Origin of the sequence: Bacillus sp. JJ864, from assembly GCF_036963045.1 — a bacterium.
Lineage (GTDB): Bacteria > Bacillota > Bacilli > Bacillales > Bacillaceae_G > Bacillus_A > Bacillus_A pseudomycoides_C.
In genome coordinates this window covers 1-21,753 of record NZ_JBALLY010000035.1, presented here as the reverse complement: position 1 = coordinate 21,753, position 21,753 = coordinate 1, and the positions used below count along the sequence as shown (strand labels likewise).

Annotated in this window: 17 protein-coding genes; 5 read left to right on the top strand and 12 right to left on the bottom strand. The window is 37.3% G+C overall.

The window, feature by feature from the left end; translation table 11 throughout:
- Positions 1-158: 158 nt before the first annotated feature.
- The 8 genes from V7024_RS06830 to fdhF form a co-directional block, all read right to left on the bottom strand.
- Positions 159-764, bottom strand: a complete 606-nt coding sequence (locus tag V7024_RS06830) for a nucleotidyltransferase family protein (RefSeq protein WP_335517444.1) — start codon at positions 762-764, stop codon at positions 159-161.
- 1 nt (position 765) lies between these two features.
- Positions 766-1,722 carry an XdhC family protein gene (locus V7024_RS06825; RefSeq protein ID WP_335517442.1) on the bottom strand — a complete coding sequence of 319 codons (957 nt, stop codon included), beginning with the start codon at positions 1,720-1,722 and terminating at the stop codon, positions 766-768.
- Positions 1,719-2,189, bottom strand: coding sequence for a (2Fe-2S)-binding protein (locus tag V7024_RS06820; protein WP_335517439.1), 471 nt, complete (start codon positions 2,187-2,189; stop codon positions 1,719-1,721). The genes V7024_RS06825 and V7024_RS06820 overlap by 4 nt, the downstream gene beginning before the upstream one ends.
- Entirely contained in the window at positions 2,186-3,016 is an 831-nt protein-coding gene (locus tag V7024_RS06815; RefSeq protein WP_335517436.1) for an FAD binding domain-containing protein, read from the bottom strand. The genes V7024_RS06820 and V7024_RS06815 overlap by 4 nt, the downstream gene beginning before the upstream one ends.
- Positions 3,013-5,352, bottom strand: a complete 2,340-nt coding sequence (locus V7024_RS06810; protein ID WP_335517433.1) for a xanthine dehydrogenase family protein molybdopterin-binding subunit — start codon at positions 5,350-5,352, stop codon at positions 3,013-3,015. The genes V7024_RS06815 and V7024_RS06810 overlap by 4 nt, the downstream gene beginning before the upstream one ends.
- 111 nt (positions 5,353-5,463) lie before the next feature.
- Positions 5,464-7,326 (bottom strand): glycerophosphodiester phosphodiesterase, encoded by a 1,863-nt coding sequence (locus V7024_RS06805; RefSeq protein WP_335517431.1) that lies wholly within the window; start codon positions 7,324-7,326, stop codon positions 5,464-5,466.
- 278 nt (positions 7,327-7,604) lie between these two features.
- On the bottom strand, positions 7,605-8,090 hold the full coding sequence (locus V7024_RS06800; RefSeq protein WP_335517429.1) for a DUF1641 domain-containing protein: 486 nt from the start codon (positions 8,088-8,090) through the stop codon (positions 7,605-7,607).
- Positions 8,091-8,101: 11 nt separating this feature from the next.
- On the bottom strand, positions 8,102-11,044 hold the full coding sequence (gene fdhF / locus V7024_RS06795) for a formate dehydrogenase subunit alpha (RefSeq protein WP_335517426.1): 2,943 nt from the start codon (positions 11,042-11,044) through the stop codon (positions 8,102-8,104).
- Between the two features lie 464 nt (positions 11,045-11,508).
- Between fdhF and fdhD the strand changes: the two genes are divergently transcribed.
- The 5 genes from fdhD to V7024_RS06770 all read left to right on the top strand — a co-directional run bounded on the left by fdhD (position 11,509) and on the right by V7024_RS06770 (position 16,868).
- Positions 11,509-12,306 (top strand): formate dehydrogenase accessory sulfurtransferase FdhD, encoded by a 798-nt coding sequence (fdhD, locus tag V7024_RS06790; protein WP_335517424.1) that lies wholly within the window; start codon positions 11,509-11,511, stop codon positions 12,304-12,306.
- Positions 12,307-12,449: 143 nt separating this feature from the next.
- The gene (locus V7024_RS06785; RefSeq protein ID WP_335517421.1) at positions 12,450-12,956 is read left to right on the top strand and encodes a GNAT family N-acetyltransferase; all 507 of its coding nucleotides are present in this window, start codon (positions 12,450-12,452) and stop codon (positions 12,954-12,956) included.
- A gap of 851 nt (positions 12,957-13,807) precedes the next feature.
- Entirely contained in the window at positions 13,808-14,485 is a 678-nt protein-coding gene (locus V7024_RS06780; protein WP_335517418.1) for a response regulator transcription factor, read from the top strand.
- A gap of 69 nt (positions 14,486-14,554) precedes the next feature.
- Positions 14,555-15,931 (top strand): HAMP domain-containing sensor histidine kinase, encoded by a 1,377-nt coding sequence (locus tag V7024_RS06775; protein WP_335517414.1) that lies wholly within the window; start codon positions 14,555-14,557, stop codon positions 15,929-15,931.
- Positions 15,932-16,352: 421 nt separating this feature from the next.
- Complete coding sequence (locus tag V7024_RS06770) at positions 16,353-16,868, top strand: GNAT family N-acetyltransferase (RefSeq protein ID WP_335517411.1); 516 nt, start codon at positions 16,353-16,355, stop codon at positions 16,866-16,868.
- 68 nt (positions 16,869-16,936) lie between these two features.
- Here V7024_RS06770 and V7024_RS06765 read toward each other — a convergent pair whose 3' ends face one another.
- The 4 genes from V7024_RS06765 to V7024_RS06750 form a co-directional block, all read right to left on the bottom strand.
- Positions 16,937-17,641: a metallophosphoesterase family protein gene (locus V7024_RS06765; RefSeq protein WP_335517408.1), complete on the bottom strand. Its 705-nt coding sequence runs from the start codon at positions 17,639-17,641 to the stop codon at positions 16,937-16,939.
- Positions 17,642-17,863: 222 nt separating this feature from the next.
- A complete protein-coding gene (locus tag V7024_RS06760) occupies positions 17,864-18,817 on the bottom strand; it encodes an alpha/beta hydrolase family protein (RefSeq protein WP_335517405.1) in 954 nt (317 codons plus the stop codon).
- Positions 18,818-18,822: 5 nt separating this feature from the next.
- Entirely contained in the window at positions 18,823-19,368 is a 546-nt protein-coding gene (locus V7024_RS06755; RefSeq protein ID WP_335517403.1) for a helix-turn-helix domain-containing protein, read from the bottom strand.
- A 148-nt stretch (positions 19,369-19,516) separates the two neighbouring features.
- Complete coding sequence (locus tag V7024_RS06750) at positions 19,517-21,499, bottom strand: methyl-accepting chemotaxis protein (RefSeq protein ID WP_335517400.1); 1,983 nt, start codon at positions 21,497-21,499, stop codon at positions 19,517-19,519.
- Between the last annotated feature and the right edge of the window lie 254 nt (positions 21,500-21,753).

The following is a 21,753-nucleotide window of genomic DNA, read 5'->3' as shown; positions in this document are numbered from 1 at the left end:
GCCTTTTTCTGCCACATTCCATGTTTAAAACAAAAGGAGAAAGCAAGTAGCGGGCATGTTGTGTTTGGCATAGCAGTGACTTATATATCCAAACGCTAAAACAGATTTAGATGGACTCTTTTCAGTTATGAATGTCGAAAAACATAGTAAAAAACGACTTACCATTTTCCGTAGTGCTGTATTATTTTCTGATAATCACTCCAGCTATCCACAGCATAAAAAAGGGCCGGTTCTTCATACGATATCGTTATCCCCTTTACAAATGACTTTTGAAAAATAGTGCGAGCTCCTTGATCGCCTTCTAATGTTTGTAAGATAGGAAATGTTTTCTTCGCAAATAAAACAGGCGGTCTTACAATGCCGCGATGCTTTGCTGCGACATAATAGGCCGTTTGCTGTTGCTTATAACAATCTATTAATTCATTAATTATCTCTATTTTAATAAAGGGCTGATCAGCAAGTAAGACAACAATCCCATCCGCTTTCATATGCATTGCTTTCTGAACCCCGCAGCGAAGTGAATGTGATTGTCCTTGACTAGAATCAGAACAAGAAAGAATGTGTACATTCTTATGTCGTAATGATTGTGAAACCCAACTTGCATCATTTGTGACAATAATTATATCGGAGAGATTGGAAGACAGAGCTGTTTGGAGGGCTGCATTACCAAGTGGTTCATTATGTAAAGGAAGAGAAAGCTTATGAATTCCTGGTCCCATTCGTCTACTATTTCCCGCCGCCAAATATACACCAATGATTTTCATCTCACTTCCCCCGTAATTGCCCGATGATTTCAGCCATGATGCTAATGGAAATTTCACTTGGACCTTGTGCACCAATTGAAATTCCAACAGGAAAATGAAGGTGATGAGGGATTGGTTTGCCTTCTAATAAGCGCTCTGTGCGATGACGAGGACCTAAAATACCTATATAACAAACATTTTTTTCTAATAAGAGCGACAGTAATTGCCGATCCCTTTCAAAGTGATGCGTCATAATGACAAGAAAATCACTTTGATGTAGTGAAAGGTCTTTGATCATTTCTCCTGGAAACCCGACTACACATGCATCAGCATTTGGAAAGTGATCCGTATTACATAAGCCCTCCCGCCAATCGCAAACTGTTACGAAGAAGTTCGTTTCCTTGGCAAAACGCACGAGCGGCTTGGCATCTTCTCCTGCCCCAAAAATAAACAGGCGGGGCTTCGGTATAAAATGTTGGCTATAATATTCATCTTGTAACCCATTTTTCAAGTCAGTTGCCTGTGGAATAGCTCCTTCCCAATTCCCAAGCGTATTCCCATGATTATATATAAGTGCAGTTTGCTCTAGGGAAAGGTTTTTCACCATCCAAGCGGAGGAACCATCGGTAAGGTGAATATATAAATCTTGTAAAATCGCTTTATAGGTATCATCTATATGTTCTACTAATACATGAATGATACCATTACATCCTACTCCCCAAGACAAATCATCTTCTGCTTTCGTGTTAAATGTATGAATCGCCCACGTTTTATGCTCCATAGCGTGCGTTGCATAGTAGAAAAGCTCTTCTTCAATGCACCCTGCACTTAGCATTCCTACTTTTGTACCATCTTCTTGAAAAAGCATCATCGTTCCTTCTTTTCTATATGCCGATCCTTCAACATGAATAATCGTCGCTAACGCACAGCGTTTCTCACAACATAACAACGCTTCTAATACATCATATACAGAAGTCATTTTGAATCCCCTTGCTGCTTTTGTAATACAGACTTTACAGCTTCTTCAATCTCTTGATAGCTCGTGCATCGGCAAATGTTAGAACTTAACCATTCTTCAATGACGCGATCGTCTGCATCAGGCATTTGCGTAACAAGCCCGTGGCAATTCATAATAAACCCCGGTGTACAGTATCCGCATTGGAACGCCCATTTCTCTTCAAAAGCTTGTTGAATAGGAGCTGATTGTAACCCCTCAATCGTTGTAACTTGCTTTCCAATCGCTTCAACAGCCAGCATAATACAAGACTTAATTGGTATCCCGTCAACAAGAACTGTACAAGCACCACAATCACCATTTTCACAGCCAGGCTTTGCTCCTGTTAAATCAAGTTCGTGACGTAATATGTGTAATAGTGTATCAGCCATTCTTCCAACAGCCTCTCGCGTTTCCCCATTTACATGTAGAATAAGCTGCACGTTTCTCATATTTCGTCCCCCTCTGCAAAATTTCGCAATAGATCTTGAAATACAAATGTCCGATAAGCACGCGAACCTCTTATATCATCTAATACAGGAGCAGGAATATGGGTTAGAGCGCGTTCAATTCTTTTCTCAAATGGAATACGCTTATTATTTAAATCCGCTTCTATCTGAAATGAACGAAATGGAAAAGCGCATAAACCACTGCATGCCATCCGAATTTCACCGCCATGTTTTATCGCCGCAACTGTCACAAGGGGATAATCAATTTTTTCTAGTTGACGTTTTCTCACACTATAATACGGCGCTGTCACATACTGCCGCTCTGTAATCATTTGTACAAGAAATTCTCCCTTTTGTAGTTGTAATTTTTCCACAAAAGCTTGATGAACAGGCACATATTTAATCCCCTCTGTTCCTGCAATGACAAATGTACTATCAGCTAATAAAAATGGCAGTACAGCCTCCCTATATCGAATCCTTCCCGCAACATTTCCGCCAATTGTAATTTTGTTCCTTGCTGTACGATCCGCAACCCCGCCTGCCGTTTCTCCAAGGAGCGGAAATACTTTTGCTTCTTGAACACTTGTTATCGTTAATGTTGCACCAAGTAAAAGTTTGTCGTCCTTCCATTCACAAATATTACATTCTGGAAGATCTTTTATATCAATAACAGCTTTTGTTCGAATGCGCTGCGAACGTCCCATCGTAATAATTTCTGTGCCGCCTCCATAGTAGAGCGGCTTCTTTCCTTCTTGATCTAGTTGATGAAATAACCGAATTGCCTCTTGAATAGAATCCGGACGATAATACTCAAAATCAAATGGTATCATTCCATCCCTTCTCCTTTTTGCGTCTCTTTCCAAATTAATTCTGGCGTAAGCGGTAAATTTCGCAGTGAAACACCGGCTGCAATGGATAAGCTGTTCGCTAAAGCTGCCGGCATGCCAATAATTCCGTGTTCACCAAGTCCTCTCGAACCAAATGCAGCTTCTTCATGTGGTACTTCTACAAAATCTACTATATATTTGGGCTGTTGACCGTAATGAACGACTTTGTAAGAACGAAACTGGTAATTCAAATTTCGTTCTTTTGCATCATAGTGAAATGTTTCTCGCGTTGCAAAACTTAGCCCCATGCTCATGGCTCCCATAATTTGTGTTTCTGCTCCCTTTCTATTTAAAACGGTTCCTGCATCGGCAACTGTTACAGCATTCAACAATCGGTATGTATAATCTTTAGGGTTATACTCCACTTCTACCGCTTGCGCCCCTACTCCCCATTCCGGTCCTTGTTTCCCTTTCCCTGTCTCATAATCAATGTCTGTAATTCCCTCAAGTACGTAACTCCCCCTTCCCACCACTTCTGTTCCTTTTACATTTCCATTTGCATCTACATACCCAAGTGCAATTTTAGAAAAAGGTACATGTAGATTCGGATTCATTTTGACATAAACTTGTTTTCCTGCAATCTCTAATTCTTCTGCCGGGTACCCAAGTAAATTTGAAGCCGTTTGGAAAAGCTGCCTCATTGCGTCTTCTGCCGCCTTTACAACCGCATTTCCAACAAGGAGTGTCGTACGGCTTGCTGCTGTTTTCCAATGCTTTGGAGAAACTTGTGTATTAACTTCCATCATGATATACACATCATCAGCATTCATGTTCATTTTCTCAGCAACCATTTGCGTTAGCACCGTTTTTGTTTCTTGCCCAAGTTCAACAGCGCCGCAATTAATATTTACACTACCATCACCGTTAAAGGTTAATACAGCACCTGCTCCGGCATTATTTGGTGTAGTCGAATTTTTCCAGAAGCAGCTAATCCCCTTTGCGCGTACCATACCATTAGATACAGTAACTTTCTTTCCTTCTTCCCAATTGATAAGCGACTTTAACTTTTGTAAGCACGCCGCTACATCTCCCGTATTACTTGAAGTTACAAGCACTTGTGTCGGCGTTGTATCTCCTGGTCTAATCGCATTTTTCAGACGAAACATAAGCGGACACATCCCTAATTTCTTAGCAAGAATATCGATCGTTCGTTCCATTACAAACGTATACTCCGAATGTCCAAAACCTCTAAACGACGTTGCATAAGTATGATTTGTATACATACCGTACGAATCACACCATACGTTTTTGATCGCATATGGGCCCGTACAGTCCAGCCCAGCTGCCTTACTCATCGTTACCGCCCGATCAGCATAAGCACCGCCGTCAAATAAATACAAAATTTCTGCCGCTTGCAGCTTTCCATCTTTCGTGCATCCAAGCTTTACTTTTGCTTGTAAACCGATATGAACAGGAGATGTTATAAAATCTTCCTCTCTACTATTTCGAAGAGTAACTCGCCTTCCCCCTACTGCTTTTGAAGCAAGATACGCTAAATATTCAAGTTGTACTGCTGTTTTTCCGCCATATCCGCCTCCGACTAGCGGCACATGTACAATGACTTTCCCTTCATCAATTTGAAACGCTTCACTTAACTGCCTCTTTATTTCAAAAGGAGCCTGTGAAGTAGAATGAACAATCACATCTCCATTCGGCTTAATTTCCACCCTCGCGCACCGTGTTTCCATTGCCGCATGATCAGATTGCCGAAAAGAAAATGTTTCACAGGCAACCGTGTCACTGTTCGCAAATCCTTTTTCAATATTACCTTTACGAATTTTCGTCCGATTTGCGATATTTGTACGAGGCTTTGGATATACTTTTTCTTCTAATTTATATTGTTCCACATGCTCATGGACTAATATATTTGGCTCATTATAGGCTTGCAAAGGCGAACGAATAACCGGAAGCTCTTCATATATAACACGAATTCGTGCTGTTGCCTCTTTTGCAATTGCTTCCGTATCCGCTACAACAAGTGCAACGGGTTCACCAAAATACCGCACTTTCCCAAAAGCTAACGGCGGACGATCAACGATACTAGAACCGACAAGAATCGGATAATCCGCTCCCGTTATTACAGCATGGACGCCTTGTACTTTCTTCGCTTCACGAATATCTATACTCTTAATATAAGCATGCGCATATGTACTCGTGAGAAGTTTCGCATATAACGTGCCAACCTCTATTTCATCATCAATATACTTCGCTCTTCCCGTTACTTTATCCGCACTTTCTTTTCGCTTCACACTTTTCCCAATGATCCGATACCGTTCCATTCCCGGCCTCCTTTGCCCTACTCTTCTACCATCCTATTTACACGACTAACAATTTAGTACAGATCTCTCCATACAAAAAAAATAGGCTACTAGCATTTAGCTAGCAGCCTCTTACTCCATAAATAGCTTCGAGAATAAGTCTTCTGTCGTTTCGGTAATTTTATCAACCATATCGGTTTCATTTTCCTCTTGTTCTTTGAGCATTTTAATGGTGTTTCTTGCATCTTCTGGATAATCTGTAATAATCCCATCCACATTTAATTTATAATACTTCCTTAAGTTTTCCATATCATTTACAGTCCATACGTAAATCGGTTTATTTAATTTACGAGCGGATTGTACTAAACTCTCACTCAACATGTATTCTTCTGCTACATAAAAATCTGCTGGTAGATTTTTTAAATTTGCTACACTTGCATATAGGACATATCCTACTTTTATATCGGGATTTGCACGTTTAAATTGTTTAATAAGCTGGTAATGTAATGTTTGAATTACACACTGCTTTTCAAATTCATTTTTCTCAATGGTTTTTAAAACTTTCTTTACAAAATCCTTTTCATTTTCATTCCCATGGAGCTTCACTTCTATATTCAGCTTAATCTTCCCTTTTGCAAGTTTAATAATTTCATCAAGCGTACTAATTCCACCTGAGAATTCACCTTGCTTTAGCGTTAGCTTTCGAAGTTCATCCATCGTTAATTCTGACACTTGTACATTTGCATTCGCAAGACGCTTTAGTTTCAAATCGTGTATAACGGCCAATTCTCCATCTTTCGTTTGCAATACATCAATCTCGGCATAATCTGCTTTCGCATCAATCGCTCCTTGTACTGACTCTTTTGTGTTCTCCACTCCTTTAGATGTGTAACCACGGTGCGCCATAATAATAGGCTCTTTATAAGAATTCGTAATATAGGTTACGATAAAAGCCAAAACCATTCCCATTACAACAACCCCGCAAATATATACACCAATAAATTTCAATCGATGCTTTTGAAAGAAGCATTTCTCTGCTTTTACTTTCGAATAGTCAAGGCCCTCTTCCAATAAAACAGCTTCAAGTGGAACTTTCTGTAAATACAATCTGATCATCGCCATAATATAAAATGGAGTAACAATAAAGTCAAATAAATAAGATGTACTCGTAAAAAATACAGATAGAGTAGAATTTGCTAATAAAGCAAATGTCCCTTCTACATTTGTGAATTGATATATCCCAAACAGCAACAATAAATACACACCTGTAAAAAGTAACAAGACAATACTTGTAGAGAGAAAAAATCCCCCTAAAAAGAACAGGACTTTCAAAAAGTTTTCTCTTACTAACATTGCACTTTTTCGAGCAGCTACGCGAAACGGCTTTTCTTCTAAAACAATGATAGGTAACACAAAAGCCCATCGAAGATTTAAATAGGCAACTACGGCAAAAAAGGCATAATATCCAACTTGTCCCATCGTTGTTTTAAACAATTCGCCTGTAATAAAATTAGGAATCTGAATTTCAGGAAGAAGCGCAGATTTATAACCGATGCTTAAAAGGGGCAGTAAAACGACAACATACAAAATAAATCCTGGTAAACAATATGTGAAAAAAGAAGGTAAATACGTTACCGTCTTATATAAAATAGGACGCAGTCTCACCTTTTGTCGTTTATACGCAAAATACGAAATAATAATAAGTACTGCAAATTCAATAAAAATGAGAAAAAGTGCTAACATAGATAAAATGAAAATCGTTGCAATTCCGTACGGTGTTTTAAAAAATGCAAATAATTCATCATTTGTCGCATTTGCATATCCACCCCAGTATAATAGCTTATTAAAAATCATGCCGAATAGTGGGATAAAGACAATTACTGATAGGAGCTTATATATGAGTTGAAACGATAATACATTTCCAAAGGCAAATCTTACTGTCTGAAAGGAATGTTTCATTACCCCTGGTATAGATAGTTTTTTACGGTGTAGCATAAATCCCTCCATGTTCTAAAACTATATATAAGTTAAAAACAACATAAAGACCCTGTTTTTGAGGGCGGCAAGAGCATCTGGCCACGCATAGAAACGGTCAGGGTCTTTTCCTACCACATGCAAGGTTTAAGTGCAGGTCATATTGTATTCTGCATAGCAGTAACTTATATGTTGAAAAATGAAAATAGTTATATATTAAAAATTCATCTCTTTCATCATAATATATTCTACTAAACATGTAAAAGAGCGATAGATTCTAAATCCACCGCTCTTTTTTATTAGTTCTTCTTTTCTAGCTCTTGGCCAAATGCTTTCAAAAAGTTAAATCCAAATGTAATTGCTCGGTTTATGTCTGGATCTCGTAATACTTTAAAGAAATCCATCACACTTGTTTTCTCGCCTTTTTTCAATTCATCTGTTGCATATTGTAAACCTGTAACTAAACTAGATGTGACTTGCTTCGTCACTTCTGGGTCTACTGAAGATAGCGCTTCTCCTGCACCCATCATATTATTTAATGCATTTTTTACTGGTTCACGGTTTAATTGTTCAATCGCAATTTTCGAAACATCTTCTTTCGCTGCCAGCAAGCTCACTGCAGCATCTAGTAAACCAGCTTTTTGAAGCTGTGTTAGCAAATGAATCGTTTCTTCAATTGCTTGTTGGTTCTCTCCTAATTGTTGTAATAATTCTTCAGAAACTTGTTGCTTCTTTTGTTCCTCTGTTACAACCGTTTTTTGAATCATCGTAATTTCTTTTGCCACAATGCTCCCCCCTAGTTTTCATCCACAAGTGATACATATTGTTTTCGTTGCCATTTCTTTTGCACTTCGACACCGTTTTGCGGATGACGCTTTTTATTTCGCGGATTGGAAGCAGGAAGTGGACAATTTCCTTTTTCACGCAGTACACGCATTTTAACACGCGTTTGTTTATATGCTGGTGTACATGTAAAAAGATCGGTTGCCGTTCCTGTTAAAATATTAATTGCTTCTTCATTCACTGTTGCATGCATCGGTAAATATAGTTCATTTCCAGTTACCCGATCTGTAATAAGCGCTGGAACTTTTATTTTTCCAAACGGTGATGCAAGTTCTACAAGACTTCCATCCTTCACATTTCGCTCCATCGCTAGCTCCGGGGAAATCTCAACAAATACTTCTGACATTTTCGATAAAATACCTGCCGATTTATTTGTCATATTTCCCTCATGGAAATGTTCAAGCATGCGGCCATTATTTAATAATAAATCGTATTCTTCCGGTGCCTCGACTGGCGGTATCCATTCATCAAGTGATAGACGTGCTAGTTTATCAGGGAAATTAAATCCATCTACATATAATAACGGCGTATCACTGCCGTCATGGCTACCCCAGCATAAACTATTCCATCCTTCTAAACGATCATATGTTGCCTGCGAATATAAAGGAGCAAGTAATGCGATTTCATCCATGATTTCACTTGGATGTTCATAGTTCCAATTTGCGCCTAATGCACGAGCTACCTTCTGCAAAATCCACCAGTCTGGTTTGGAATCACCAAGCGGCGGCATAACTTCGTATAAACGTTGAATACGACGTTCTGTATTCGTAAATGTTCCTTCTTTTTCTAAACTTGGTGCTGCTGGTAAAATAACATCTGCAAAACGAGCTGTTTTCGATAAAAACATATCTTGTACAACAAGGAAATCAAGATTTCCTAAAATGTGCTGCACATGATTAGCGTTAGAATCGACTAATGCCATCTCTTCTCCCATCACATACATACCGCGTAATTTCCCTGCTTCTGCCGCAAGCAGCATCGCAATGTTATTTAACCCTGGCTCTTTCGGAATTGAAACGCCATATGCTCTTTCAAATTTCGCGCGCAGTGCATCATCGGATATCGCTTGGTAACCAGGCAGCCAGTTTGGTAATGTTGCCATATCACAAGCGCCTTGTACGTTATTATGTCCGCGCAGCGGGTATGCTCCTGCACCAGGACGGCGATAGTTACCTGTTACAAGAAGTAAATTAGAGATTGCAGCTGATGTCGTACTTCCACCTGTATTTTGCGTCACTCCCATACCCCAAAGTATACATGTGCCATCTGCATCACGAATCATTTTTGCCATTTCTATTAATGTATCTTTCGAAATGCCCGTTACACGTTCTGTATAATCAAGCGTATACTTCTCTAACATTGTTTTATATTCATCAAAATTCTTTACGTTTTCAGCTAGAAATGCTTGATCATGCCAATCTTGATCAATAATATATTTTGTTACACCTGCTAGCCAAACGTAATCTGTACCTTGACTTGGGTGAACAAATAAATCTGCACGCTCTGCCATTTCATGCTTACGCAAATCAGCCACAATTAATTTTTGCTCATGCAGTTTATGAGCACGTTTCACACGCGTTGCAAGAACTGGATGACCTTCTGTCGGATTTGCTCCAACAATAATGATAAGTCCTGCCTCTGCAATATCTTTAATTGTTCCTGCATCACCGCCCATGCCTACTGTTTTAAATAAACCATCTGTTGCTGGTGATTGACAGTAGCGCGAACAGTTGTCCACATTATTTGTCCCATATACTTGGCGCGCTAACTTTTGCATTACATAATTTTCTTCATTCGTTACTTTAGAAGAAGAAATAAACCCAAAAGCATCACTACCGTATTGCTCTTTAATATGACTCATATTTGCTGCAACAACTTCTAGCGCCTCTTCCCAAGTTGCTTCAACAAACATATCTCCTTTACGGATAAGCGGCTTTGTAATACGTTCTTCACTATTTACAAAATCCCATCCGAATTTCCCTTTTACACACGTTGAAATCCCGTTTACCGGTGCATCTGATGACGGTTGTACTTTTAAAATGTGACGATCTTTCGTCCATACTTCAAATGAACATCCGACACCACAAAACGTACAAACGGTTTTCGTTTTATTGATTTTCGTTTTACGCATCGCTGCCTCTACTTCCGAAACAGCTAAAATACTGCTATAACCCGGTTCTACATCTTTTACAAAATCAATCATTGGATGTAACACATCTTGTTTTAGCCCGGTCATAAAACCAGCTTCTCCAAGCATCGATTTTTCCATTAGGGCATTACATGGACAAACCGTTACACATTGACCACAACTTACACAAGAGGAATCATTAATTGCTACGCCGTCATCCCAAATGACACGCGGACGATCTAAACTCCAATCAACGGATAAGGTTTCATTTACTTGTAGGTTTTGACACACTTCTACACATTGACCACATGCAATACATTGATTTGGATCGTAACGATAAAATGGATGGGACATATCGACTTCCGAAGCGCTCACTTTCGGTTCGTACGGATATTTCTGTTCTTCAATTCCCATCATATGCACTGTATTATGGACTTTACAATTTCCGTTATTATTATCGCAAACAGTACAATATAATAAATGATTCTCAAGTAAGCGATCCATCGCTTCTGTTTGGGCTTCAACCGCTCGCTTCGATTTTCTTTCAATATGCATACCTTCTTCAAGGTTTGTTGAACAAGCGCGCATCAACTTTCCGTTCACTTCAACAATACATGTATCACATGTCTGAATTGGATCTACTTCTGGTACGTGACAAATTTGCGGGTGTTCAAGTTCTCTTTCGTTTAATAACTGCAATATCGTTTTCTCATTAGATGAAATATACTCTGTACCATCGACAGTTACACGAATTTTGTGTTCTGACATCTTTACCCTCTCCTTACAACCAACCGTACAACACCTTTTGAATACGTTTTCAAAACGATGCTGCTATACGCTCTTTTTCAAAACAGAAAAAACAGTTCTTAGAGGTAGATTCTTGATGTATAAAATAAGCTTACAATTGATGTATATCACTACGATTCTATTATATCGTAGAACACAAATAATAACCAAGGGATGTATGTGAATACATATTGAAAATCGGACATAAAAACTCCTTTCTTTTTAGGTGGACAAGAGCATCTGGCTGTGCATAGGAGCGGTCAGGGCCTGTTTCTGCCACATGCAAGATTTACAACAAAGGGAGACAACGAGTGAGGGGCCTGCTGTATTTTGCATAGCCGCAATTTATATGTTGGTAAATATAATAAAACTCCAAAACGCATGCTTTTCTTTTTTTATTGTTTTATGATAAACATGGGAGAATAATTAATAAAGGGGAAAATCGTATGGAGTCTGTTCAAAGCACATATACAATGGTTCGTTACCAAGGTGGGATGTTTCATCAAAAAGATGATGAGGTTGTAACAGAATATCCACTTACAATTAAACTAAACGGTGAAGAATATGTAACAATTGTCTGTACACCTGATTATATTGAAGATATGGTCGTTGGCTTCTTAGTATCAGAAGGTATTATTCCTTCCTATAAATATATTGAACAATTATGGATCCAAAAAGAAAAAGGATTTGCGCATATCACAACAACGCAAACAAATCCACTCTATCAAACTTGCTATAACAAACGATATGTGACATCGTGCTGCGGGAAAAGCAGGCAAGGCTTTGTCTTTGTAAATGATGCAGCAAAAGCCAAAACGATGCACGATATTCATATTACGCTCAAACCTGAAGATTGCTTTCGTCTCATGAAAGATCTGCAGCAAACCTCTACTACTTTCCAAGAAACAGGTGGTGTACATAACACTGCATTATGTGATGAAAAACAAATTCTCGTTTCGCGAATGGATATTGGTCGTCACAATGCTTTAGACAAAATTTACGGTTATTGCTTACGAAACAACATTTCGATAACAGGAAAAGTAATTGCTTTTAGCGGACGCATTTCATCTGAAATCTTACTTAAAGTTGCAAAAATCGGCTGTGAAATTGTCCTATCAAAATCCGCTCCGACAAAATTAGCGCTAGAACTTGCTCATGATTTAGGAATTACTGTTGTTGGCTTTATTCGCGGTGATTCTTGTAATATTTACACGCACCCAGAACGAATTGAAGGGTATCAGTAAGCATAAATTATATGAAGTGACCAAAAGATTTCTCGCATGAGAAATCTTTTTAGTTATGAAAATGCAACATATTTAACTATTGAATAGTTAATAAAGTTAATATATAATTTCATTACATAAAAACCATTAGGGGGTTAACTGATATGAACATTCGTGTATTATCAAAAGAAGATGCAAGTATATATTTACAGCTTTGCATGGAAGGATTAACTCAAAATCCAGAAGCATTTGGTTCCTCTTATGAAGATATTATGAAACAAAAAGATCCCGTTGCTGCCATTGCAAAACGGTTAGATAACCCTGAAAAGTTTACGATAGGTGCTTTTCAAGAAGATGAATTAATCGGTATTGCCACTCTTGAAATAAAACCACTTGTCAAACAAGAGCATAAGGCGAAAATTGGCTCTGTATATGTTTCTCCAAAAGCACGTGGTCTTGGTGCTGGAAGAGCGTTAATTGAAACTATCATTGAAAATGCCCCTAGATTAGATATAGAGCAAATTATGCTTAATGTGGTTGCCGGAAATAAACCTGCAAAGAAACTATATGAATCACTGGGGTTCCAAACATTTGGTGTAGAAGAGCGTGCTTTAAAATATAACGGACAATATTGGGATGAAGAGCACATGATGTTATTTCTCAATGCGTGAATCTTCTTTTAACATAAAATCACCCACTCTCAGTGGGTGTTTCTCATGTATCATTATTTGTAACTACTCAGCCATACATTTCATTTAGAAGTTTGGTAAGGAGTATAATTCCAGCGAAAATACGCTTACCTATAATTGCTGCCATGAAGGTAAAAATGGACCTACACCTTGCTGCCTTTCTTTGTTTTAAAACTTTGCGCGTGGCAGGAAAAGGCCCTGACCGCTACTATAATAGCCAGTCCCTCTCGACCACTAAAAAAAATGCTTTTCTATCGGTTTTTCACAGAGTGACTGAGTAGCTACCATTATTTTCACATTACAAAAGCCTCACACAATAGGTGCGAGGCTTTTCATCTATAACAAACCAATTTATTTTATAACAACCAAAAAAACTTTCTAGCACAAACAACGATAATCATCATTGATACCGCAATGCAGATTATAACTACATTTCGTTCTTGTTTCTGCTTTTCAAGGTCTTTCTTGTTCACTATCCAAATCCCCTTTATCTACACTCAAAAAAAAAAAGCCGTGAGATAGAAATTTTTCTTATTCGATGCGAGGTGAATACGAAAAATGTTCTCTATCCCACGTACACAATAGAATGGAATTTGCCATTTTGAAATCAAAATGACATGACGTTATGTCGCAACATAGGGTATTTTTGTGCTGCTACATTGCTTATTATAAAAGAAAAATGTGCAAAAGTAGTGCATTTTTTATGGCAATTGTCCTTTTCTTTACCATATGAACAGTGTTTTTCATAAAGTTCATGTAGAATATATAAAGGAAACTTCTAACTCTTAATGCAAAATAATCGTAAATAATGAAAATTTGAGGTGTACATCGTTATGGCCAAACTATTATTAGTAGATGACGAAGAACGCATGCTTCGCTTATTAGATTTATTTTTAAGTCCGCGTGGACATTTTTGTATGAAAGCAACGTCAGGTCAAGAGGCTCTTGAACTCGTTCAGCAAAAAGATTTTGATCTTATCTTATTAGACGTAATGATGCCAAACATGGATGGCTGGGAAGCATGCTTTCAAATTAGGCAAATCAGTAACGTTCCCATTATTATGCTAACAGCGCGTAATCAAAATTATGACATGGTGAAAGGACTCACATTAGGTGCTGATGACTATATTACCAAACCATTTGATGAACAAGTATTAATTGCTCGTATAGAAGCTGTCCTCCGCCGTACGAAGAAAGAGGGATTTATAAATTTTAACGGCATCGAATGGGATAAAACGAGACATACCGTAACTGTATATGATGAAAAACTCTCTCTCACACCAATTGAGTTTTCCTTACTTGGACTCTTTTTACAAAATATAAACCGTGCTTATAGCCGCGATGAGCTTATCGAAATCATCTGGGGATTTCAAACCGATATTGAGTATCGTACTGTTGATTCTCACATTCGTAATATACGCGAAAAACTTCGAAAAGCAGGATTTCCTATCGAAGATCATCTAGAAACTGTTTATAAAATAGGTTACAAATGGAAAAACGGACCCTCATAAAGATAAAGTGAAATTTCCGTCAGTGGGGGTCTTACTGCCTGTTAGTACAGAAAAAGGTTGTGAATCATAATGAATAAACTTTCTATAAAGCTTGGGACGTACTTTTTATTATTAGCTCTTTGCATTGAATCCGTACTATTTGTATCCTTTCATACAACACTGGCACAAATGCGTGTAGATGAAGAAACTACGGCCTTATTAGAAAAAGGAACTTGGTATCGTAATATTATTGAAAAACGCTATAGGGAAGGCATATTTGAACGCGTGGCAGCGATGGAATCTAATTCGCCTGCTCATACAAAACTTGTCATAACAGATGCAACAGGCCACGTTATAGATTCTTCTGATGCCATTACAAAAGACATGCGCAAACAACTTGAGCAAAAGATTACATACATTCCTAGAGACGGAATGATCACAGAAGACCGTTGGAAAGAATCAAAATATATTTCAACAGCCAGCCCTATTGTAAAACATGGGGTAGTAATTGGATATGTCCATATGTTTTTAGAAACTGCATCTATAAAAGCAATGATCTTTCGATTAACGCAACAATTTGTTACTGTCGGTGCATTGACAGTAGCTCTCACAACAATTTTAGTATTTTTATTTTCAAGGGTTATTACAAATCCACTTATAAAGATGAAGCAAGCAACGGAAAAAATGATGAAACAAAATGAGCCCATTACGTTAGATATTAAAAGTAATGATGAATTAGGAAGCTTAGCAAAAACAATCGAACAGCTTTCTAGTGAGTTAACATATATGAAAAAAGAACGAAACGAGTTTCTCGCCAGCGTCGCACATGAATTACTCACTCCGCTCACATATGTAAAAGGATACACAAAAGTTGCCAAAAGAGGGTCTTTATCTAAAGAAGAACGGGAAGAATATTTACAAATCATTGAAGAAGAAACAGAAAATATTACGGAACTCGTCCAAGACTTATTTGAACTTGCACAGCTTGAGCAGCACCAATTTGCAATAAAAAAACAGCCGCTCTCCCTGTTACCATTTGCCGAGCGTATGGTTGAAAAAATAAAACCATCTCTTAAAAAAAAGCAAATCGATATCTCTTTATATTGCCAAGAAGATTTTTATGCGTGCATCGATGACCGCCGCATGGAGCAAGTCATGCTAAATTTATTACATAATGCACATCAGCATTCTCACGAAAATTCTCATATTACAGTACGAGTATTAAAAAAGGAGCATACTTTTCTTATACAAGTGCAAGATGAAGGGGAAGGAATTCCAAGTGAAGACTTACCACATATTTTTGACCGTTTCTATCGGGTTGATAAATCGCGGACACGAGCAACTGGAGGAAAAGGTATTGGTTTAGCTGTTGCAAAAGAAATTGTAGAATTACATGGTGGTTCTATAGATGTAACAAGCGAAGTCGGAGTCGGGACTACATTTACGATAGAATTACCTATTAAATAGCTATTTTATAAGCCCTTTTCTTTAGATGGACGAGAGCATCTGGCCATGGGTAGATGTGGTCAGGGCCTTTTTCTGCCACATGCGAGGTTTAAACAAAGGGAGCATGCAAGTGGAGGTCATGATGTATTCTACATAGCAGTAACTTATATGTTGAAACATGAAAATGGATATAGGCTAAAAAGCAACATCCTCCCTTTCTTTTTATGGGAGGGCGAGAGCATCTGGCCATGCGTAGTAGCGGTCAGGGCCTTTTTCTGCCACGGACAATGAAGAAAACAAGTGCAAGCCACATATTTCTCCATAGCATCGATTTTTATGTAGAAATATTAAAACATTTTATATATCAAGCCTATTTTTTGAAAGTATTAGGATTTTAATATAAAATATAACATTACCACCAAAGAATTGGAGGATGATACAATTGGAAATTCGTGTATTAACAAAAAAAGATGCAGAAATTTATTTAGCACTTCGTGTCGAGGGATTAAAACAAAATCCAGAAGCGTTCAGTTCTTCTTATGAAGATATTATTAATAAGGAAGATCCTGTTGAATATAAAGCGCAAATATTAGACCAAAACGAAAATTACACGCTTGGTGCTTTTAAAGACGACGATTTAATTGGCGTGGCAACTTTAGAAACAAAATCATTTTTAAAGCAAGAACATAAAGCGAAAATTGGTTCTGTTTATGTCTCTCCAAAAGCGCGCGGAATGGGCGCTGGGAAAGCGCTGATGCAAGCAGCAATTGAAAAAGCAAAAGAATTAGAAGTAGAACAACTTATGCTTGATGTTGTCGTTGGCAATGAAGGTGCAAAAAAGCTCTACGAAACGTTAGGCTTTAAAACTTTTGGCGTACAAGAACGTTCGTTAAAATATAATGACCAATATTGGGACGAAGAGCATATGATGATGTTTTTACATGAAGAAAACAAATAAGAAAAAGGGACTTGTTTTTAAAAGTCCCTTTTCCCCTACATCAGCTCGTTTATATAGAGGAATCTTTCTTATTTCACTGCATATACTTTTTGACTTGGCAATTCTAAACAGTTCAGTTGGCCGCCGTATACAGCGCCTCCATCAATACCAATGATACGATTTTCGCCAAAATACACACCGAAGTTCTCGTTATCTTCGTGAAGAATTTTCGTTTCTGTATGCCCAAAGACAACAATTTTCTCACCGTTGTATCCATTATGAAACTCATTTCTAATCCACATCAATGTATGTGCATCTGTTTCAGAAACAGGTGCCGTTGGTTGTACACCTGCATGAACGAAAATATACTCATCTGTTTCAATATAGTGGTCTAACCCTTGAATAAATTCTAAATGTTGCTCTAACACTTCAGAATGTAACTGCGGTCTTATAAACTCCTCTTCATTTACAGCAATATCACTTTGAGAAAAACCGTAGCTATGTAACGTTTGATCCCCTCCATTTCTCTTTACCCAATGATTCCAAAATCTCTCTTCCTCTGTCGTTAAAGCTTTTATCATCATATCTTCATGATTCCCTTTTAAGACAAGCGCACCCGCTTCTTTTAAGTGCATTACTTTTTCAATCACCTCTTTAGCGCTCGGACCACGATCTACATAATCCCCCAGCAAAATGAGTTGATCTTCTTTTGGATTGTATTCTACTTTTTCTAATAACTTTTCGAATCTCTCTAGCTCACCATGAATATCACTGATCACAAGTGTCCTTCTCATATGTATTTCCTTCTTTCTAATTTATAAAAGTTAATTCATATTATAGAGAGACTCTATTAATATCGCAATTTTCTGATTTAAAAAGTGTTATTAAAATAAAAGACTAGCATCGATTTAAACGCTAGTCTTTTCCACATATTTCTTGATCTTTACAAGAATAATACAATTTAACTGTTTTGCGTCCTGTATAACAGCATTTTTCATACAATCCGCCAAAATAGCTTAACTTTTAGAAGGAAGGTTATACTTTGCCAACCATTCCTTCATAACATTCAATAATTCCTCTTGAATCCCTTTATTCACAAGTCCTTTATATTCTTTCATTAGCCCTAACATTGTATGATTTGTCTCAACTTCTCGAAAAATATGATTCATATTAGGGATGATATGCCACTCCGCCTCACCTGCTACATATTCCGCAATATCTCTTGCCTGCTCTGGCGGCACTTGTATATCACGGTCTCCCGTAATCGCTAAAACAGGGCATGTTACTCTCTCTAAATACTCTACAACATTATATTGAAATTGTTCACGTATCCACTTTGCATTTACCTTTACCCCTTTGATTCGCACAACAGGTTTTGATGATTGATGTATTTTTTCCATCTGTGCTTCATTTTGTTTCTGAATACGCTGTGGAAGTTTGAAAAAGTTGTATAGCCATCCTCGAAATCCAGATGTTTCTTCTAATTCTTTCACGACCATTTTCATTTGCTTTGGCAGTAATGTTTTCGAAGGTTCAGCTGCACCGCTAAGTAAAATTAAATTAGCAACGGATTCTCTTACATAAATCGCTGGTGCAAGTAATGCTCCTTCACTATGACCTATAATTACGATTCGCTTCGGATCAATTTGCGGATGCTCCTTTAAAATGCGTACGCAAGCAACGCCATCATCAATTAAGTCTGTCACACCTGTTTCATAATAATTGCCTTCACTTTTGTTCACACCACGCTTATCATAACGCAAAGTCGCAAATCCTAACGAAGTGAAATAATCCGCTAAATCTTTATATAAACATAGTGGTAAACCGCGAACATTTCCATCCCGGTCTCCCTTTCCTGTTCCAGCAATCAATAAAATAGCTGGGTATGTTGCTGCATCATATGCTGGAATTGTTAGCGTTCCTTGAATTGAAACTGCACTTTCAATTGTAACGAACAATTCTTTCCCCATATTATTTATTCTCCCTTCCCGTTTCTTTCAGGAATGATAATTGTTGAAATCGTTCTTCGCTTTCGCTCTGGAGACGGTTTACGCTCCATCGCTTTTAAAAATACTCCACTCATTTCCTGTGCAAACTCTTGAAACTCCTCATCACTCATGTAAAAGCTTGCTTGTCGATACCCGACTCCGTCTTTTTCAAAATCAATATGATCTTGCTGCAAATAATCTTTAAAATTCGCCATAATCTGGGTAACAAACATCATAAAATATTGCATATGTTCTTCTTTCGTTACTTCTTGCAAATCCTTTTGTGAAACACTAGCCACACTGAAATTTAAGGCATATAACTTTTCAATCGTTCCTCGTATTTGCGTTTCCTGAGCAACTTGTAATATATGTGCCGTCGTTAGTTTATCTAAATGGCGATACAACGTCGCTTGTGGAATATGCGGCAACTTTTTCGCAAGCTGCTTTGCTGTTAAATTCTCTCCTCCGATAAACTCCTGAATCAATTGAAAACGGACTGGATGAAACAGTATATCCATCTTTTTTTCTTTCATATAGTAAGACCTACTCCCTTTTATTACATCTTATGATTATATTATCGAAAATGAGAACAAAAATACACATAAAAAACCTATATTTTTTTCTATACATGTAAACAAAAAATAAGTAAGACAATAAATTGCCTTACTTATTTCTAATGTATTACACTTTAAACTTTTCAATCATAAGTTGTAATTCCTCTGCCATTTTCGCTAAATTTTGAGCAGAAGAATTAATTTCTTCCATAGAATTCACCTGTTCTTCTGAAGAAGCAGCGACGTTTTGCATACTTGCTGTATTTGTTTCTGCTGCTGCTGCAATTTCATCAATTGCATTCGTAACTTCATTTGCATCTTCTGACATATTTGTTGCCGTTTTTGCCATACTATTAATTTGAGATACGATATCATTAGTAACCTTTAATATTTCTGCAAAATTTATTTTTGTCTCATCAACAGCTTCAAGACCAGATTGTACTTCTATTTTCACTTCATTCATAGATTGTACTGTACATTCTATATCACCTTTAATCTCTGTAATAAGTTTTGCAATTTCTCCTGATGATTGTCCTGATTGCTCTGCTAATTTTCTAACTTCATCCGCTACAATTGCAAATCCACGTCCTTGTTCACCAGCTCTTGCTGCTTCAATTGCTGCATTTAAAGCTAATAGATTTGTTTGCTGGGCAATATTTTGAATCACTTCTAAAATAGCGCCAATTTGTTTTGACTTTTCGTCCAATAGTTTAATAATCGTATCCGATTGTGAAACAGACTGATGAATAGATTGCATTTGCGTCGCTGTTTGCTGTACTAATTTCCCGCCCTCTTCTGCCTTTTGTCTTGCATAAGCTGAAGAATTGGAAATAGCTTGTGAGCTATCAGTTACATTGTGAATTGCCGTATTCACTTGTTGTAATAATGCAGCGCCTTCTTCAACACCTTGACTTTGTGACTGAGCACCAATAGATACTTGTTCCATCGCAAGTGTAATTTGATCTGTTGCCTCATTTGCTTGTCTTACACTTGAAGTTAACTCTTCCGCTGAAGCAGCAACATGCTCTGCTGAGTTACTCATTTTAGAAATTACATTTCGTAAAGAAGCTGACATCTCATTAAAAGAAGCGCCTAATCTTCCAATCTCGTCGTTAGAACGAACCTCGATTTCTTCTGTTAAATCACCTTGACTAATTTTTTGCGCTGAAGCAACAATTGTTCTTAACGGATTTGTTATAGATTTGATAATGAAGTAAACAAGAATGCCACCTAACAGCATAGAAATAACAACTACAATAACTGTTTTAAAGAATACTGGTTCAGCCGCTTTAATCATTTCATCTTCATACACAACACCAATGACTTTCCAACCTGTTTTATTATTTGTATTGAAGGAAAGTATCTTCTCGTCTTCTTTATCACTGTACGAAAAATACCCTTTATCTTTCTCATAAACCGGGTTAATGAACGCTTCTGTAACTTTAGAACCACCTTTTCGAGTTGGATGACTGACAACTTGTCTGTTTTGATCTAAAACTACTGCGTACCCTTTTTCTCCGAGTTTAAACATCTTTGTCGTTTTTAATATGTTATCAAGATTTAAGTTAACCCCAACAACACCTTTTCCATCTTTCGTCTTTTTCGCAATCGTTACTACCATATTTTTTGTAGAAGCGGACTCATATGGTGCTGTAACAATTACTTTATCACCATCTTTCATCGCGTCTTTATACCAAGGTCGCTCCGTTGCTTTATATCCTTCAGGCATTTGCATAAAGGGCTCTCTTAAAAACACCCCATCTTGTGTGCCAAAATAAATCCCTTCTATTTCTGGATGAATCTTTATATACTGTGAGAATTTCGCTTTTATGTTTTCTATATTTCCATCTTTATACATATCCTCTGTTAAGATGTCTGCAAAGTAAGCGACATCCACAGATTTTGCATCTAAACTTTGGGTAATAACGGTATCTAAAACATCAATATTTTCATTTGCTTTTGCAATGATTTGATGTTCAAAATTTGTTTTTGCTGTTTGATATGACACCCCGCCAATACTAACGCCAGGAACGATTAAAATAAGAAGGAAAGATATAATCAATTTCCTTGTTAAACTAATACTACCTATTCGTTTCAGTAAACTCCCCATACATAACAACTCCTTATATTTTATTTTTTTTTATAACAAAATCATACCCTATATTCCATCTATCTAAATATTTAAAACTTCTTTTAAATTTTATACATTATATCATTATAAAACAATATGCAAATGTTTTTTATTAATATTTCAAAAATTTCTGTTTATAAAATAAGAACATATGAGGAGATTAACATTGCAGCTATCTTAGTAGTGACTTACACTCGCATGTGGAAAAAAAAAGGCCCTGACCGCTTCTACGC